Origin of the sequence: Parabacteroides goldsteinii DSM 19448 = WAL 12034, from assembly GCF_000969835.1 — a bacterium.
Taxonomy (GTDB): domain Bacteria; phylum Bacteroidota; class Bacteroidia; order Bacteroidales; family Tannerellaceae; genus Parabacteroides; species Parabacteroides goldsteinii.
Map to the genome: position 1 here is coordinate 936,194 of NZ_KQ033913.1, position 17,047 is coordinate 953,240.

The following is a 17,047-nucleotide window of genomic DNA, read 5'->3' on the forward strand; positions in this document are numbered from 1 at the left end:
ACCGGCCCACGAAGCCAGGTGCTTTTCGGTTGGAAAGGCTTCCATATCCACACCTATCTCTGCTATCAGATCTTCAACCGTTTTCCGGCTAAGTCCGGGGATCTTCTGCAAGAGTTCCATCACATTCTCATAAGGAGATAAAACCTCTTTTATACGGCAGGTAAGGTCAGCTATGATGGCTTTCGTCTGTTCCATATCTTTACGGATGGTCTGCAACATATAGATGTGATGCGGTTCTATAAAGCCTTCACAAGCCTGATAAAGAAGTTCCGGACTGGCTTCAAGTTTTTTATGATAGATGCAAGTTATGTCATCCATTGTTACATGACCCTTATCGATCAACATATCTATCAGCTTGTTCGCCACGACTCCGTCCAGGCTGCACACCACGCTGGAAAGTTTGATGTTACAATCTTCCAGGATACGAACAATACGGTTTTTCTCAGAAGATACATGCTGGATCAACTTGTTACGGTAACGGGTTAAATCACGAAGCTCACGTTGTTCACGCTCCGGGATATAACTCGGTTTCAACAAACCTGCTAAAAGCAGTTTGCAAATCCAGCCACTATCCTTTTTATCCGTTTTGTGCCCGGGAACATACTTGATGTGCCGTGCGTTCACGATCCAGACTTTCATATCAGGACATTCAAGAATCTTATAAACCGGCTTCCGGTAAACACCGGTACTTTCCATGGCTACATGCGTAATGCCACTGGATAATAACCATTCTTTTAATTCTGTCAAAGAACTACTGAAGGTCTTGTAACTGCGGGTTTCAGTTTTGAGACCTTCGCCACTTATCGTAGCAACTACCATGTCCTTGTGGACATCTATTCCACAACCCCGGAGGATGACTTGTTCAAAAGGTACTGTTTTCATTGCATTCGTTTTTTCGAGTGAATGACACTAAAGTAAACAATACCCCCCTATTTACATTCTCTTGGACGAAATTTATTTCATGGATGTTTCATGATATTTCTTTTTTTACTTTACAGTAACCTGTAACGGTTGTTTTACCTTCTGGGCAAAGTCCTGGATATATTTGAACCATTCGGCAGAGTTCTTGAAACCCCATTTGCTCCATCCGGCTCCGGTATAATACGTATATTCGTTGCCCGGTGCATAAGTCGCATAAGCCAGTACATGACCGTCTGCTCCTCGTTGTTTTTTCTCAGCGTCGGAGAAGTTTACAGCTTTCGCATCACTCAGTTTTTCAGGGAAGACGGCTCCGATATAGATTTGTCCGTTTGTCGGGTCTTCCGGGTCGGCGTATGCAATGTAGCCGTTTGCGGCATCAGCCTGATAGTCTGTGCTCGGCTCGTGCAGTACGATACCGGTTACAAGTGGTGTAGCTTCATTCAGATTGGCAAACGTAAGCGTAATTTTGTTCAACTGCGAACCGGCATCCAGTGAAAGTATACGTGTTTCGATGATATTGTCATTCTCTTTTACTTTCAGCGGATTGTAAACCAATTTAACAGTGAAACGCAACGGACCGTTATCCAGAATCTCGTAGTCTTTGTAGCAATACGGATAAACGATGGAATCGTTAGAAAGAAGGGCGGAAGTACCGGCACCCAGTGTCGGGCCTACTTTATAATAATCCAGTCCGTTACCATGGTCGATATGGTAGGAAATCGAATTGGCCAGTTCCTGTGCTGCTTTCTTGTCTGTTTTGCGCAGTTCGGCTATTTGGGCTCTCGATTCCGGGTTCAGTTCAGTCTTATAACGCATGTCTACAACCGGTTCGGAAACACATTTAGTCCAGATATCATATCCGAAAGCTTGTTCGCCGGTAGCTTGCAAAGCCGGACCATAGGTACGGAAAGCGATACGGTCGTTTTCCCAGGCAATATCGTCCACACGTTCCGGATAGAACTTACCGCAGGCAACTGTGGCGAAAGCCTCGGGAGTGCCCGGTTTAATCTTATAAGTAACGCTGCTGTTTGCGTTCACATCAACAGGGAAAATAATTTTCTTGTCGTATGTGATCTGATAAGGAACCTGCGTCCCGTTATTGTCGGAAATGATGAAAGATTCGCCATTCAGTTTGGCAATGGCATCCATTGAAATTTCTGTGACCTCCTTTGAACGGTCGATGGCAGACGGGTTCGTAACCGTTACATCTACGCTTTGCTCCTGTGTACAGGCAAATGCGGTAGCTGCTAAAAATAAGCTGATAATCTTTTTCATAAATAATATATTGTAGTTTATAAATATTTCGCCCTTGTGACAAACAGTTCTAAAACCGGCAGTAAAAGTATGAATATTCGCGAAGTTTACAAAGTTCATCGCCGGTAAACAACTATTTTTCTACTTAATGGTTGTTCTTGTCATGCAGTAAAATTGTCTTTTCATCGTTTCTATAGTATGAAGTTGAAGCAGTGTTTACTTATTCTGATGTTGACAGGTATTTTGCCGGTTCAGCTCTATGCACAGCATTGGAGTGAAGAAGATTCGGTGTGGTTGTCGCGTGTTTTATCCGGAAAGGATACGATACGTATTAATCCGGAGTTTCAGAAAGCTATCCGCGAAGGTAAATTGATCCATGTGGAAGATGAACCCGGACAGCAGATACTGGAGGCCCCCTCTGAATTGCCTCTCCTGAAAGATTTCTCCGAATATTTGCATGCAGATACGGATAGCATACATAATAACGTGGATTATAAGTTGATGCCCCCAAGTGTTTACCGTCTCTATAAGATGGAACTGGATACAATTCCGAAAATAAACAAAGAGGCCTATACGCCTCCTCCCACACGGCTTATCGACAAAAAAGAGATACAGATAGGCAAGCTGCCGGTAACGGCTGCGGCAGGAGGGAGGAACCTGTATTCTTCAGATGTGGTAAAAGACGGACAGAAGCGGGGAACCGTGGGCGGGTCCGTCAAACTCTATTTTTCTCTGGACGATATCTTGAAATGGATATTTTCGAAAGAGGAAAGGAATAAGCGGAGGAACCGTAAACGTGATGATACCTGGCGTTACTATAATGCCATGCCCTGACAGGTTTACTTTTTCTTCCGGAATGATTTGTGCATCCAATTTAAAATGCTAATTTTGAGACTGCTATTTCTCTGTTCCTGAATTTATTCCGTGCAGATACAGTAGTCTAAATGATAGTCTGATGAAAAAGTTATGTTACTTCATATCATTTTTGTTCTTATTGCTGACGTTTGCCGGCTGTGAGAATGACGGTACGCTGAATGAAAACTCTGAAATAGTTGTGGTCGGTTTAGGTCATAAGGTTTATAACCTGCCTTTAGGAAATGAAATCCTTTTTACAGGAAACGATATAAAATGGTTTAACAGAGATACCAGAGAAATCAGGTTCTACGACCATTCGGTATTTAAGGAAAAGCTGGAGCAGTATGAAAAGATACTTGTTATATTGGCCGATACGGAGTTGTTTACGGCGACCAATGTCTCCGATGTGATGGCGAGTGTGAGTACGGTTTATAACGACCTGGTGTTGTATTATGATACTGCTGAGGATAAATACTATCTGAATGACAGTTATCCGGCAAATATCGATGTGGAACAAGTCCGGTTGAACACAGAAATACGTGAAGAAAACTGGGGATTATTCCTTTACCAGTTAGGGATAGAAGGCCGCCTCAAATAAAAAACTTCCGCCGGCCTGTGAACGAGCCCGACGGAAGTCAGTAATTAAGTTATAGCATTTATTTATTTACCTATTCTTCTTCTTTTTTATTAAGCCTGTAACTAAGTGCTCCCGACGGGCATTTGTTGATCTGTGCGATCAATTCATCGGTGGTTGCATTTTCTATTTTCACCCAGGGTCTTTCCTTGGGGTTATATACCTGTGGCAATGTTTTTACACAAATACCCGAATGCTGACAAAGGTCAGGCTGCCATATAATTGTCAGTTCGCCGTTTGAATATTCAATTTTCTTTCCCATATCTATATCGCTTTATCCTATGTTAATACCTCTCATTACTATGCGTCGCCAGTCCGGATGCTTTTGGATGTATCCGGCAACGAAGGGACACAACGGAACCAGGCGCAATTCTTGTTTTTCTATATCCTTCAGCACTTTTTCAGCCAGTTGGCTGCCGACACCTTTCCCTTCGAGGGCTACGGGCACTTCGGTGTGTGTAAGGTATATCTCGCCGTTCTTGGTTTTTATATACTCAATTTTCGGAACGTATTTGCCAATGTGAAATTCGTATTGGTGTCTCTCTTCGTTATCAATTAATTCATAATCGTCCATATCGCCTAATTGTTTTATTTGATTCTATATAATTCAAACAGTTTAGGGAAAGGCTTTGTTTACGGTTCCCTACAATTCTTTTTATCAGAAAAACGAATGACGGAAGTTGCTGATTGTAAGCCTAAAGCTTGTTTGTCTTTCAATTTATATTGAATAAGTGTGGTTTTTGTGAAACATTTTTAGCGTCAAGGTTGTTTCATTTATAAAGCAAAGTCATTTGTTTTGTGCGAAAGTTGAGTAATAATGGTATAAGTAACTAATATAGGAGTCAAATGGAACATGTCCGTTTGATCCATTATTATTAGTTTTAGGTCACATATCAAAAAATGGAGTGTTATGAATAAGAATGACGTTGGTTCAAGTGCTGGTCAGATCTGGCGCTTGCTCGCAGAGAGAGGTAACATGTCTATCAGAAAGATTGGAGAGATGACTCATTGTAAGGAGTCTGTTATTTTTCTCGCATTGGGTTGGTTGGCCCGGGAAAACAAAGTACGTTTTTGTAGTGATGGCAGTGGGATGCTATCTGTCGAAGTAAATATTCCGCTAACAGAGACGTATTATTGATAGGAAGAGGATAATTTTTGAAGCGCAAACGGGAAAGGGATACAAAATGAATTGTAGCCCTTTTTGTTTGCGCTTCACTCTTCTATTGACGGTACTTGCAGCAAGCCGGGAGCTTGTTGTAAACACTGTCGTCTGCTTTATACTTATCGTTGTCGTGCCCGGCTTTGGCTATCGCTTTGGCAATGGCATCAGCAGAGGTCTGTTCCGGGTTGAATTGCAGATGGACCATTTGCGCTTCTTTATCCCATGAGGCGGAAGTGACTCCTTTTACGCTTTTGGCAGCATCTTCAATTCGTTGCTTGCACATGTCGCAGGCTCCTTTTACTCCGAACATAGCATGTTCACTTTGAGTTGGGTGAGCCGTGTTTCCGTCATTATTCATCATGGATGTTTTTCCTTCCAACTGTGCACTGGCGTCGATAGAGAAAACGCCATTGGTTACAATTTCTTCTCCATCCGAAAGTCCTTTCAGTATCACATAGGCATTGCCTAACGACGGTCCCAGTTCCACTTCACGCATTTGGAATGTCGGGGTAGACATGTCCGGTCGTTTGACGTAAACGATAGACCGCTTGCCTGTCCAGAGTACGGCTGTCTGGGGAACGATAATCTGATCTTTATATCCTTTCAGGGGAGCGTCGACGATGGCTGTCGCATACATCTCCGGTTTCAGTTCCATACTCGGATTTGCTACTTCGACACGAACACGGGAAGTACGGCTGGTCGGGTTGACAATCGGATCGATAAAGGCAATACGCCCTTTAAATACTTTGCCGGGGAAAGCCTGCATGGTGAATGAGACCGGATCTCCCTTGCTCAGGAAGGGCAGGTCTGTTTCATAGGCATCGAACATGGCCCATACCTTTGAAAGGTTGACAACATCGAATAGTACGGCTCCCTGCGAAACATAATCCCCCTGGCTGACCCGTTTCGACATAACGATACCGCTTGTATTCGATTTAATCTCTACGGTAGGAGAGGTGGTGCCGGATTGTTCGATAGCCGTTATCTGAGCATCCGTCATCTTCCAGAGTTGCAGTTTCTCGCGGGCAGCTTTGATTAAGGCGGGTTGCTGCATTTTGATCGCTTCCAGTAATTCCTGTTGTGCCGTAAATAATTCCGGCGAGTATAGGGTGGCCAGCGTTTGTCCGGCACGGACCGTTTCGCCGGTAAAATCGACAGCCAGACTTTCTATGCGGCCTCCCACATGGGCGGTTTGCGATTGCAGGCTCCGTTCGTCCGGTGCTATTTTACCGTACAGGCGCACTTCTTTAACCGGGTTTTCTTTGCTGACACGTGAGGTTTGCACATTAGCCAGTGCTATTGCTTCTTCCGATAACTGGATGGCGGAAGGGTCTACATTCTCGTGGCTATTACTGCTTTTGCGTAAAGGAATCAGGTCCATACCGCATATCGGGCATTTTCCCGGTTTATCCTGTTTGATTTGGGGATGCATGGAGCAGGTCCATACGCCGTTTTCATCCTGTTGCAGGTCATGACTGTGGGTGTGTTCCGCAATGCTGTCATGGCTATGGTATTCGTCGTTTACCTGGGGTGTTGTGGAGGATGGACTGAAGAATAACCAGCCCAGAAATAAACCGGCCATTACAAACAGGATATATTGTACTTGTTTGGCTTTAAACCATTCTTTTATCTTTTTCATGTCTTTATTCGTTTATTGAGGTTGCTACTAATTTTTCCATGCCGGCTATCCTTGTATTGTATTCGGCAATAGCTTCGCTTTTCTTGAGGCGGTAATCCAAAAGCTGGCGTTCTACCTGTATGACATCTGTCAGACTGGTTGTTCCGGCGGAAAATTCCCGGACAATCAGTTGCCAGGTGGATAATGAGAGTTCCTGCTGCTTTTGGTAAAGAGCTATTTTCCGGGATGCATCCGCCAACTGTTGTTTAACCGTCTGGTATTCGGATTGCAGCTGATTCAGCGTATTTTCGTATTTCAGTTCGCTTGCCTGGCGGTAGTGCCGGCTTTCCTTTTGTTGTGCCTGATACTTTTTACGGAAGATAGGAATACTGATTTTAAACATAGGCATGACCATATCCATACCGTTCATGTTATCCATAACCATACTGTTATTCGATTTCCCGACCAGTGAATATTGCAGGCCGATTCCAAACATCGGATAACTCATCTTTTTATCCATCTCTGCTTTTGCCCGGTAGGCATTCGCTTCGGCTTCGAGCATCGACAACATTGGGTTGGCTATAATGATACTGTCGGTCATGGCCTGGTCGTCAATCAGGAAATGCAGTTGTCGCAAAGAATCGGGAACAGCAACCCTCATATCCTGTCTGCGGTTTAACAAGGCATTGAAACGTGCTTCGGCAGCCGTTCTGTTGGAGGCTATGAGCTCCAGATTATTCTGAAGTTCCGCTTTTTCTATCTGTATGCGCAGTACGTCCGACATGGTGCCTGAAGAACTGCCGGTACCCATGGAACTACCCATAGGACCGGAAGCCATTCCCTGCATAGAGGCATTCCCGGCCGGACTTCCTTGTGGCGTTGCCTGGGAGCTGCTTCCCATTCCTCCCATGTTATCCATACTGTTTCCATTGGAAGCGGGGGGAGTAACGACATTGCCTGTTATGGGGGGAACTGTGGAGGCTGGTGCATTGGCCGACGGTGCGGAATAACGGTTGAGTGCCAATTTCTCCAATTGTTCCAATAAAGCAAGATTAGCTTGCGTGTTCTTATATTGTTCGTTGAGGTTACATAACTGGTACCACTGGCTCTTTACTTCATAAAACAGATTGTTCCTGGCTTCACGGAATTGCTCGTAGGCCATGCGTGACATTTCGGTCGCCTCATTGCGGGCCGCTTTACGCGTTCCGAACCAGGGGAACATCTGCATCAGGGTAAAGTCGGCAATCTGTTTACCGCTCAGTGTCTCCATCGGTTTGACAAAAACACCGATATCCAGTTCCGGGTCTTCGTAAGCTCCTGCCTGTGGAATCTTTTCCAGTGAAGCCTTATAGAGGGCAAAGTTGGAGTTTACCAACGGGTTGTTGCGTGCGGCTATCTCCAGATACCACGCCAGGCTGTCCGTCTGCTGTGAAAATGCCGGAAGGAGACCGAGCAGCAAGGCTATTCCTGTTATATATGCTTGTATTTTTATCTTATTTCTCATCGCTTGTATTCATTTGAATGTTCTGTTTCTTTTGCTCTTTCTTAATCACACTTTCGCGCCACCAGCATTGCAACACGGGGACTACGAACATAGTCATGGATTGTATCAGCATACCTCCGAAAGTGGGTATTGCCATCGGTACCATGATATCGGCTCCCTTTCCGGTAGAAGTCAGTACCGGTAGTAAAGCAATTAATGTCGTTGCTGTCGTCATGGCGGCAGGACGTACACGTTTGAGTCCGGCTGTAACGACTGCTTCCCGTATCGCTTCTTTAGTAGTCGGATTCTGTTGCAGGAAAGTCTGGTGGATGTATGTCCCCATCAGCACGCCATCATCGGTTGCGACTCCGAACAGGGCGATAAAGCCGACCCAGACAGCGACGCTCAGGTTGATTGTATGCATCTGAAAAAGGTCCCTCATGTTTTCTCCCCCTACGGAAAAGTTCATGAACCAATCCTGCCCGTACAACCAAAGCAGGATAAATCCTCCTGCAAAAGCGACAAATACGCCGGAGAAGTGGATGAGGGAAGCGGTCACCGTCTTAAACTGGAAATAGAGTACCAGTAAAACGATTAGCAATGCCAATGGCACAACAATCGCCAACCGCTGGGTGGCTCGTTCCTGTTGTTCGTAATTGCCGGCGAATTTATAGGAGACGCCTTTTGCCAACCTCAACTCTCCATCTTTTATCTTTTGGTCCAGTACGCGTGTCGCTTCTTTTACTACATCTACTTCGGCTTTGCCGGATGTTTTGTCGAATATGACATAACCGACCAGAAACGTATTCTCACTTTGAATCATCTGTGCTCCCCGGGTATAGTCGATATCCGCCAGTTCTTTCAATGGAATCTGTGCGCCGGTAGCGGTAGGAACCAGTAACATGGATAAAGCCTCCGGATTATCCCGCAGTTCGCGTGCATAACGGAGACGGACCGGGAAACGTTCCCTACCTTCGACCGTAGTGGTCAATACCATTCCACCGACAGCAGCACTCAATATCTCCTGTAAGTCTTCTACGTTTACTCCGTAGCGGGCCATATTATCCCTGTTCAACTTTATTTCCAGATAAGGGGCACCGACTGCCCTGTCGTAGAAGACGGAAGAGGGGATAACCGAAGGAACTTCTTTCAATGCCTGTTCTATCGCTTTTCCGCTTTGCTCGATTGTCTCCAGGTCCGGACCATATATCTTTAGTCCCATCGGTGCACGCATCCCGGTGGAAAGCATGACCAGGCGTGCCTCTATCGGCTGTAATTTAGGAGCGGAGGTCAAACCCGGTAAATGAGTGACATTCACAATCTGCTGCCAGATATCGTCTGTGTTTTTAATTTCCGGACGCCATTGACGGAAATAATCTCCTTTCCGGTCAGGTATCAGGCTATCGCGGGGGATAAGCCGGAAACCGTCGGTAGGATTATAAGTACCGCCGTCTTTTAAAAGATATTCTCCTTTCCCGTTTACCTTGAACCGTTCACGCTGTCCGTCTTCATTCAATATATATTCCGGACGATAATTGATGGTGTTTTCAAACATCTGTGCCGGAGCCGGGTCGAGAGCCGAGTTGACACGTCCCCATTTCCCGATGGCTGTCTCTACTTCGGGAATAGCCGCCAAGCGTTTATCCAGTGCTTCGATATAATCCAGGTTCTGTGCAATCCCGGTATGGGGCATACTGGTCGGCATCAGCAGGAAGGAGCCTTCGTTCAGGCTGGGCATAAACTCTTCGCCGATTTTTCTCCAGATCATGAAACCGAATACGATGGTGGCTGCCGGAATAATCATAAATAGCCAGCGGTGGTTAAGGCACCATCTCAGTATCTTTTCATAGTAAATAACCAATATCCACAGAAGAGATAAGATAATAAGGATACAGGCAGCAACAAATAATATATTGGCCGATAATCCGGCTTGCGGTCCCATCGGCAACCATTCTTCCGACAGGTAATAAATAGCAACCAGCAGCGTAATGCCTATATTGATATAGGTACTCATTTTAGGGTTTTTCCAATAAGAAGCGAACAGGTTATTCACACCGATAGCCGTAAGTCCCAGTGCCGGTATGCTTCCATAGATAACCAGTAATACGATACCTGCTACAACTAACAAATAATTAGCTACCTTCCGTATCATTTTTGAATTTATCCTGACGGAGAACAGCAGATAAGAGAGCGTAGGTAATAGTATTAACCCCAGGATAAAAGCGGAAGCCAGCGCATAAGTTTTTGTATAGGCGAGGGGAGAGAACATCTTCCCTTCCTGTGCCTCCATCGCAAAGACCGGCAGGAAACTGACAATGGTTGTTATCATCGCCGTCGCGATGGCACCGGACACTTCGCTTACTGCTTTGTAAATAAGGCTTACGAAGGCTTTACCTCTTTTAATGTCTTTGTTCTCCGGCATCTCCATATACCGGATAATACTTTCCACAAAAACAACCCCCACATCGACCATGACTCCGATTGCTATCGCAATACCCGATAATGCAACAATATTTGCCTCTATCCCGGTATATTTCATGAGGATGAAAGTCGCCAGTACGGCTATCGGCAGCATGCTGGCAATGATGACCGAGGCACGCAGGTTCAGCACCAGTACGATAATTACAATGATACAAATCAATATTTCATGCGAAAGTGAAGTTTCCAGTGTCCCGATTGTCTCTTTTATCAGGTTGGTACGGTCGTAAAACGGAATAACGGTTACTTTCGAAACTGTCCCGTCCTCCAATGTCTTTTGGGGAAGTCCGGCTTCAATTTCTTTTATCTTCGTCTTAACATTGTCAATCACCTCCAGCGGATTCGCTCCGTAACGGGCGACAACCACTCCGCCGACTGCTTCGATACCTTCCTTATCCAGTCCGCCCCGGCGTGTTCCCGGACCGATATTTACGAAAGCAACATCAGAAATACGGACCGGAACACCGTCGCGCACAGTGACGACCGCCTTTTCCAGGTCGGATACATCTTTAATATATCCCAACCCCCGGATCAGATATTCTACTTTGTTTATCTCCATCGTTTCCGCACCGATATCGAGATTACTTTTCTTGACGGCGTTCATAATATCCATAACCGATATATTGAAAGCCCGCATGGCGTCCGGATTCAGTTCGATCTGATATTCCTTTACAAAACCTCCGGCAGAAGCCACTTCCGAGACTCCTTCGGCAGCCGAAAGGCTATATTTGACGTAGAAGTCCTGTATCGTGCGTAACTCTTCGGCATTCCAGCCTCCGGAGGGTTTACCCGTTTCCGGATTTCTACCTTCCAGCGTATACCAGTATATTTGTCCTAAAGCCGTTGCATCAGGCCCGAGAGCTGGCTGTACACCTTCCGGCAATGTGCCGGGAGGCAGCGAATTTAATTTTTCCAGGATACGTGAACGGCTCCAGTAAAATTCTATATTATCATCAAAAATGATATAAATGAATGACATTCCGAACATGGAACTGCTCCGGATACTTTTAACCCCAGGTATTCCCAGTAGGGAAGTTGTCAGCGGATAAGTGATTTGGTCTTGTATGTCTTTGGGAGACCGTCCCATCCATTCGGTAGCGACAATCTGTTGGTTGTCGCCTATATCGGGAATGGCATCCACCGGGATTGGATTACGGGGTATGATACCACCGTGCCAGTTGAAAGGAGAGGTGGATATCCCCCAGACAACGACCAATAGTAATAATAGCATGGTTATCACCCTGTTCTCAAGGAAATAACGGATGAGTTTGTTCAGCATAAGTTGTATGGTATAATGAATAACTATACCTATAACAACCGGGCCTGTCTTTTGTTGAACGCAGCAGTTGAATAGAGGAGGCTGCCGGTCGGCATAACGTGTTTGTCGGCATGCTCGGCTTCTCTTTCGTGAGTGCACCTCAAAGCTATGAGGTGTCTTGTGTCATAATTATGATGTTTTATGCCTCATAGTTTTGAGGTGCTATGCCTCAGATGTTTGAGGTTCGTCAGCGACAGTGAAGGCGAGTGTGCCGTAACGCAGTTGTTTATAGAGGTGGTAAGTCGGTGTGAACTGGGTCGCGATGAGAGCTTCCCATTCACCTGTGGTAAAGGGTATTTTCGGTGTGAAACAGAGGCGCGACCGGCTGTTTACAATCAATTCGTCGGGACTGACGGAGTAGCTTTCGCCCGTTTCGAGGCAGCTGATGGTAATGCCTACACCGGGCAGGTCGCCCATCAGCTTGAGATTGTAGCCGTAGATCGATACATGGGGAGGCTGGCCAGGGGCGAGTTTGTCTATCTTGCCGTCTGTCTGCGGATTGTATGGGCGGATAAGTCGGGAGATGTAATCCGGACGCGGCACTTTGAAGTCTTTAATCGGGCCTAAGTTTTCGACCGGGAGGCGTTTGACGCATTGCTTCAGGCGGGGAGAGGGGCGAAGGCAGGGGACGAGAGTATGGCATTCAGGGTCGAATTTGGCATGTGCATTATCGAATGTTCCATTTACGGTCAATTCCGTACGGGCCAACCCGAAATCGACGTTGAAGCCGGCTTCCGTGGCCTTATAAATTTCATTTATCATTGTCCGGAAACAACCTGTCAGTGATTCTTTCGAGTAGGGGGTACCGTCTTTTTTCGCCCGGTCGGCAAGTTCGTCCAAGTCGATTGTGTCGCGAAACATCACGCTGGCTTTTTGGACGTTTATTCCCGGAAGGAAACTCTCGTTGGTCCCGATATGTACATTGGCAATCATGTTGTGTAATTCGGATTTAGGTAGTTCTTTGTCCATTCGATTCTTGATTTAAAGGAGTTAAAGCTTTCAAAGATACGCTTTTGTAATAACATTTGCTTTCATTAAAATGGAAAGTTTAGCTTTTATTTTATGACGGCGTATACAGCTTTGTTGTATCTTCACGGCAAAAAAGCGAAAACGCTGATTATACAGTTTAATATTAGTTAGTTATAAAGATATGGTAATAGCTTATTTGAGAGTAACTATTGACAGGCAACATCTTGAAAGACAGAAAGATGAAATTACTCGTTATGCATCGGCAAATGGTTGGGAAATCAGTAAATGGATCACTGATATAGTAGACGGAAAAAGAATGGAGAGTGAGCCGACTCTGTTCCGTGTGTTGGACAGAATGAAAAAAGGCGATAAAGTTATTATAACGGATATTGCCCGGTTTGGTCGTACCCTGTCCGAAGTAATGACCCTTTTGAGCAAATGTATGACCCTGGGGGTTCATGTATATAGTATAAATGACCGTTATCTTCTGGATGACAACCTGAATACGGAAGCTATATCGACTACCTGTAATCTGGTTTCGGAGATAGAACACCACCTGATGTCTGTCCGTACGAAAGAGGCGTTGAACCATAAGAAAGAGAAGGAGGGCTTGCAGTTGGGACGTCCGAAAGGAACGGATGCCAAACAATCTTTACTGGATGCCAACAAAGATGAAGTGATGAACATGCTTGAAAGAGGGGACACCATTGTCATGATCTGCAAGCATTTCAACGTGTCCAGAAATACTTATTACCAATTCAAAAGGAATTACGGGATTTAGAACCAGTCTTTTTTCCGCATATAAATCCAGGTTAGTATGCCTGTGAGGAACATGATTCCCCAGGCAATACCATAGCCATACCTCCAGTCCAGTTCGGGCATCAGCTTGAAGTTCATACCCCATACGCCGACCAGGAATGTCAGCGGGATGAACAGGGTCGATACGACCGTCAGCCGTTTCATGATCGCATTCATTCGCAGGTCATTGTTGGAAATATAAAGGTCCACCAATGAAGAAATGATTTCCCGGCAACTTTCTGTTGTCTGGATAACGAATTGTAACTGGTCGGCAAGGTCGTTGTAGATCGGGAGCATATCGGGACTGATTATTCCGTTCTCCGTACGCAGCAGTTTGGGGAACTGTTCCTTCAATGGCTGGCTGTTTTTGCGGATAAGCATATATTCATGCCGGCGTTGCTGGATCATCGAACCCATGTTTCCCTGGTCGCTTTTGATGTCGAGCAGTGTCTCTTCGATATCTTCCAGCATTTCTTCTACTTTGGAGGCTGTTTCCACCAGATTGGCAATGATCGTATTCAGCAGGAAAGCAAGCAGCAGTCCGCTTCCTTTTTTTCGCAGGTTCAGCATATCGGATTCCAGCGCTTTCATTGTGTTGGCGAATACCGGATTATTGCTTTCTGTGAAAGTGATGACTACATTTCCGGTCACCAACAGGCTGATATGCTCGGAATGTATCTCCATATTGGCATCATAATAGCTGGAGTTCAGGATGATGAGCACATGGTTCGCATATTCCTCGATCTTTACGACATGCTGAGGTGTCAGTATATCCTTGGCATCCAGATTGTGCAGGCCGAACTCTTTTACGATACGCGTAATGGCATCGGAGTCGGTCAGCCCGCTCACCTGAAACCAGTTTATTTTGTTCGGATCGACCAGCTTGCCGAAAGAAGAAGTACCCTTTTTTATTTCGGTCGTGTGGAGTGCTTCGGCATTGTATTGGGTGAGACGAATGTCGGTTACAGTCTCATGTTCACCGGCATAATAATACTTATCCGACAGATGCCGGTTAGAAATATGTCTTCTTCTGTGCACATGTGTAGCTTCTTTTCGTCTCATAGATACCTTTGTTTAATCCAGTTCCACAACAGTGATGCCGGCACCTCCCAGTTGAACATGCTCATCGTGGTAATGGCGGACACCGGGGACTGAATGCAGATAGTCGCGTATCAGTTGCCGCAGGATACCTGTACCTGTACCATGCAGGATACGTACCCTCGATGCTCCGACCTGGATGGCATCGTCAATGAAATAGGTGACAGTTTGCAGTGCTTCATCGCCCCTCATACCTCTAACATCTATTTCCTGCTTAAAGTTCAATTTCTTTTCGTGCATATGGTCGGTCGTATCCGAGCTGACAAACGTACTTTTCTGGATTTCCTTCTTGATCTGTCCTTTGCTGACTTTCTCCAGTTGTTCCAGTTTAACCGTACTTTTAATCATACCGAATGCTACGACTGCCTGTTTGCCCTGAAGTTCCATAACTGTTCCGGCAGAAACCTGTCCCTTCAGGCGGACATTGTCGCCCACCTCGATCACATCGCGGTTGAATGTCTGTTTGGCGGCAGGTGTATTCTGTTTTTGCTTTTTGCGCTCTTTCCGTTCCTGCAGCTTCGCCATCTTGCGGGCGATCTTGTCATCTTCTTCTCCGGCCGATTCGACAGAGGCCTTAAACTCCTCCAACGCTTTGCGGGCAAGTTTGGTCTGTTCCTTTTCGGCTTGTGCTTCTTTGATTTCACGAACCGTATTCTCGATTCTTGCATTAGCTTCGGCCAGTATTCGTTGCGCTTCGGCTTTCGCTTCGCGCATGATCTCCTTTCGTTGCCTGTTTACCTCTTCCAGATCTTTTTCGTAACGGGAGGTGATATCTTCCAGTTTCTTTTCCTGCTGGCGGATATTCTGCCGTTTGCTTTCCCAGTAACGTTTATCGCGGACGATATCTTGCAGGTATTTGTCCATATCGATATAATCGGAGCCGACTTTGGCAGAGGCGTCTGCTATCACATCTTCCGGTAAACCGATCTTTCGTGCGATCTCGACGGCAAACGAACTACCCGGATTCCCGATAGACAATTTGAATAACGGCTGCATCAGATGGCGGTCATACAACATGGCGCCGTTTACGATGCCTTCCGTATCTTCGGCAAAATGTTTCAGGTTCTGATAGTGCGTCGTAATTACACCGAAACTGCGGTTCCGGTTGAAACGGTCCAGCAAAGCCTCGGCAATGGCACCACCTATCTGGGGTTCTGTACCGCTACCGAACTCATCGATCAGTATGATTGTCTTTTCGTTACAGTTTCTGACGAAATACTTCATGTTGGTCAGATGAGAACTATAAGTACTCAAGTCGTTCTCAATACTTTGCTCGTCACCGATATCAATAAAAATACTGGAGAATATACCGGTGCGTGAACTTTCGTGCAATGGAATCAATAATCCGCATTGCATCATATATTGCAGCAGTCCGACCGTTTTCAGACAGACTGATTTACCTCCGGCGTTCGGTCCTGAAATAATCAGGATACGCTTCTTTTCATTGAGTGTGATATCAAGTGGTATGACTTGCTTGTTTTGTTTCTGCAACGACAGGTAAAGCAGCGGATGAACGGCACGCGCCCAATCCACCTGTTGTACATTCTCCACAACCGGCTTGATCCCTTTTACCTGTTCGGCAAAGAGCGCTTTGGCACGGATAAAATCAATATCTGCCATAAACTCATATGATTGCAGGATATCCGGCACCATCGGGCGTACGATATTGGTAAACTCCGTCAGGATCTTCATGATCTCGCGGCGTTCGTCACCTTCCAGTTCACGTACGCGGTTGTTGGCTTCCACAACAACTTCCGGTTCGATGAAAACTGTCTTTCCACTGGCCGATTCGTCGTGTACGATGCCTTTTATCTTTCTTTTAAAAGCCGGAGCGACGGGAATCATCAGACGACCGTCGCGCATGGTCGGGGTGACATCTTTATCTACTACGCCTTCCGACTGTGCATTCCGCAGGATGGATTGCAGGCTGCGGGAAATACCGCTCATCGTGGAAGAAATTTCTTTCCTAATCTGTGCCAGGGTAGGAGACGCGTTGTCTTTTACTTTCCCGAACTTGTCGAGGATGGAATCGATTTTCCCGATCAACTGGGGAAATACAAGAATGTCACCAGCCAGCGCTGTCAAAGCCGGATAAGCTATTTCTTCATCCTCTTCCGTCCGGAAGAAACGGACAATATCGTTGATTGTCTGTAGCGAACGTTTCAGGTCGAACAACTCCTTTTCGTCCAGCCAGGTTCCTTCCGGGCGTATCCGTTTCAACGAATAACGGACATCGAAAAAGAAACTGGCAGGAAACTCTACCTCTCCATGCAGGATACGGACAAACTCATCTGTCTGTTCCAGACGTTCAATAACAGTTGTATAGTCGGCAGAGAATTCCATCTCTGCAACCCGCTCTTGTCCCAGCGGGCTTAAACATTTATCGGAAATTAAACGGCGTACTTTATCGAACCCCGTTTTCTGTTCAAAGTTTTGTGGGTATATCACGTTTATTTATA

The 17,047-nt window shown here is 45.8% G+C and carries 14 protein-coding genes; 4 read left to right on the forward strand and 10 right to left on the reverse strand.

The genetic code is table 11. The features are described from left to right. Together HMPREF1535_RS16810 and HMPREF1535_RS16815 are read right to left on the reverse strand one after the other, a co-directional pair. Positions 1-882: IS110 family RNA-guided transposase (locus tag HMPREF1535_RS16810; RefSeq protein WP_046146900.1), on the reverse strand; the 882-nt coding region annotated here is incomplete at its 3' end. 105 nt (positions 883-987) lie between these two features. Then, positions 988-2,196 carry a DUF4861 domain-containing protein gene (locus tag HMPREF1535_RS16815; protein ID WP_044214660.1) on the reverse strand — a complete coding sequence of 403 codons (1,209 nt, stop codon included), beginning with the start codon at positions 2,194-2,196 and terminating at the stop codon, positions 988-990. Positions 2,197-2,373: 177 nt separating this feature from the next. Between HMPREF1535_RS16815 and HMPREF1535_RS16820 the strand changes: the two genes are divergently transcribed. Then, positions 2,374-3,009, forward strand: coding sequence for a hypothetical protein (locus HMPREF1535_RS16820; RefSeq protein WP_046146901.1), 636 nt, complete (start codon positions 2,374-2,376; stop codon positions 3,007-3,009). 121 nt (positions 3,010-3,130) lie between these two features. Then, positions 3,131-3,628 carry a hypothetical protein gene (locus HMPREF1535_RS16825; RefSeq protein WP_007659252.1) on the forward strand — a complete coding sequence of 166 codons (498 nt, stop codon included), beginning with the start codon at positions 3,131-3,133 and terminating at the stop codon, positions 3,626-3,628. A 70-nt stretch (positions 3,629-3,698) separates the two neighbouring features. Here the strand turns inward: HMPREF1535_RS16825 and HMPREF1535_RS16830 are convergent, their stop codons facing one another. Both HMPREF1535_RS16830 and HMPREF1535_RS16835 read right to left on the reverse strand, forming a co-directional pair. After that, on the reverse strand, positions 3,699-3,926 hold the full coding sequence (locus HMPREF1535_RS16830) for a (4Fe-4S)-binding protein (protein WP_007659254.1): 228 nt from the start codon (positions 3,924-3,926) through the stop codon (positions 3,699-3,701). Positions 3,927-3,938: 12 nt separating this feature from the next. Beyond that, positions 3,939-4,238 carry a GNAT family N-acetyltransferase gene (locus HMPREF1535_RS16835; RefSeq protein ID WP_046146902.1) on the reverse strand — a complete coding sequence of 100 codons (300 nt, stop codon included), beginning with the start codon at positions 4,236-4,238 and terminating at the stop codon, positions 3,939-3,941. 336 nt (positions 4,239-4,574) lie between these two features. On the opposite strand from HMPREF1535_RS16835, the gene HMPREF1535_RS16840 reads away from it, so the two are divergent. After that, positions 4,575-4,802 (forward strand): winged helix-turn-helix domain-containing protein, encoded by a 228-nt coding sequence (locus HMPREF1535_RS16840; protein WP_046146903.1) that lies wholly within the window; start codon positions 4,575-4,577, stop codon positions 4,800-4,802. Positions 4,803-4,884: 82 nt separating this feature from the next. On the opposite strand, the gene HMPREF1535_RS16845 is transcribed toward HMPREF1535_RS16840, so the two are convergent. From HMPREF1535_RS16845 to HMPREF1535_RS16860, 4 genes are all read right to left on the reverse strand, one after another. Continuing rightward, a complete protein-coding gene (locus HMPREF1535_RS16845; protein ID WP_046146904.1) occupies positions 4,885-6,465 on the reverse strand; it encodes an efflux RND transporter periplasmic adaptor subunit in 1,581 nt (526 codons plus the stop codon). A 4-nt stretch (positions 6,466-6,469) separates the two neighbouring features. Further along, a complete protein-coding gene (locus HMPREF1535_RS16850) occupies positions 6,470-7,948 on the reverse strand; it encodes a TolC family protein (protein WP_046146905.1) in 1,479 nt (492 codons plus the stop codon). Next, positions 7,938-11,684: an efflux RND transporter permease subunit gene (locus HMPREF1535_RS16855; RefSeq protein WP_046146906.1), complete on the reverse strand. Its 3,747-nt coding sequence runs from the start codon at positions 11,682-11,684 to the stop codon at positions 7,938-7,940. The genes HMPREF1535_RS16850 and HMPREF1535_RS16855 overlap by 11 nt, the downstream gene beginning before the upstream one ends. A gap of 201 nt (positions 11,685-11,885) precedes the next feature. Beyond that, a complete protein-coding gene (locus HMPREF1535_RS16860) occupies positions 11,886-12,692 on the reverse strand; it encodes a DNA-binding domain-containing protein (protein ID WP_046146907.1) in 807 nt (268 codons plus the stop codon). 181 nt (positions 12,693-12,873) lie between these two features. On the opposite strand from HMPREF1535_RS16860, the gene HMPREF1535_RS16865 reads away from it, so the two are divergent. After that, entirely contained in the window at positions 12,874-13,473 is a 600-nt protein-coding gene (locus HMPREF1535_RS16865) for a recombinase family protein (protein ID WP_007659262.1), read from the forward strand. On the opposite strand, the gene corA is transcribed toward HMPREF1535_RS16865, so the two are convergent. Both corA and HMPREF1535_RS16875 read right to left on the reverse strand, forming a co-directional pair. Continuing rightward, positions 13,470-14,552: a magnesium/cobalt transporter CorA gene (gene corA, locus HMPREF1535_RS16870; RefSeq protein WP_046146908.1), complete on the reverse strand. Its 1,083-nt coding sequence runs from the start codon at positions 14,550-14,552 to the stop codon at positions 13,470-13,472. The genes HMPREF1535_RS16865 and corA overlap by 4 nt on opposite strands. Before the next feature lie 12 nt (positions 14,553-14,564). After that, positions 14,565-17,036: an endonuclease MutS2 gene (locus HMPREF1535_RS16875; protein WP_046146909.1), complete on the reverse strand. Its 2,472-nt coding sequence runs from the start codon at positions 17,034-17,036 to the stop codon at positions 14,565-14,567. Positions 17,037-17,047 lie beyond the last annotated feature (11 nt).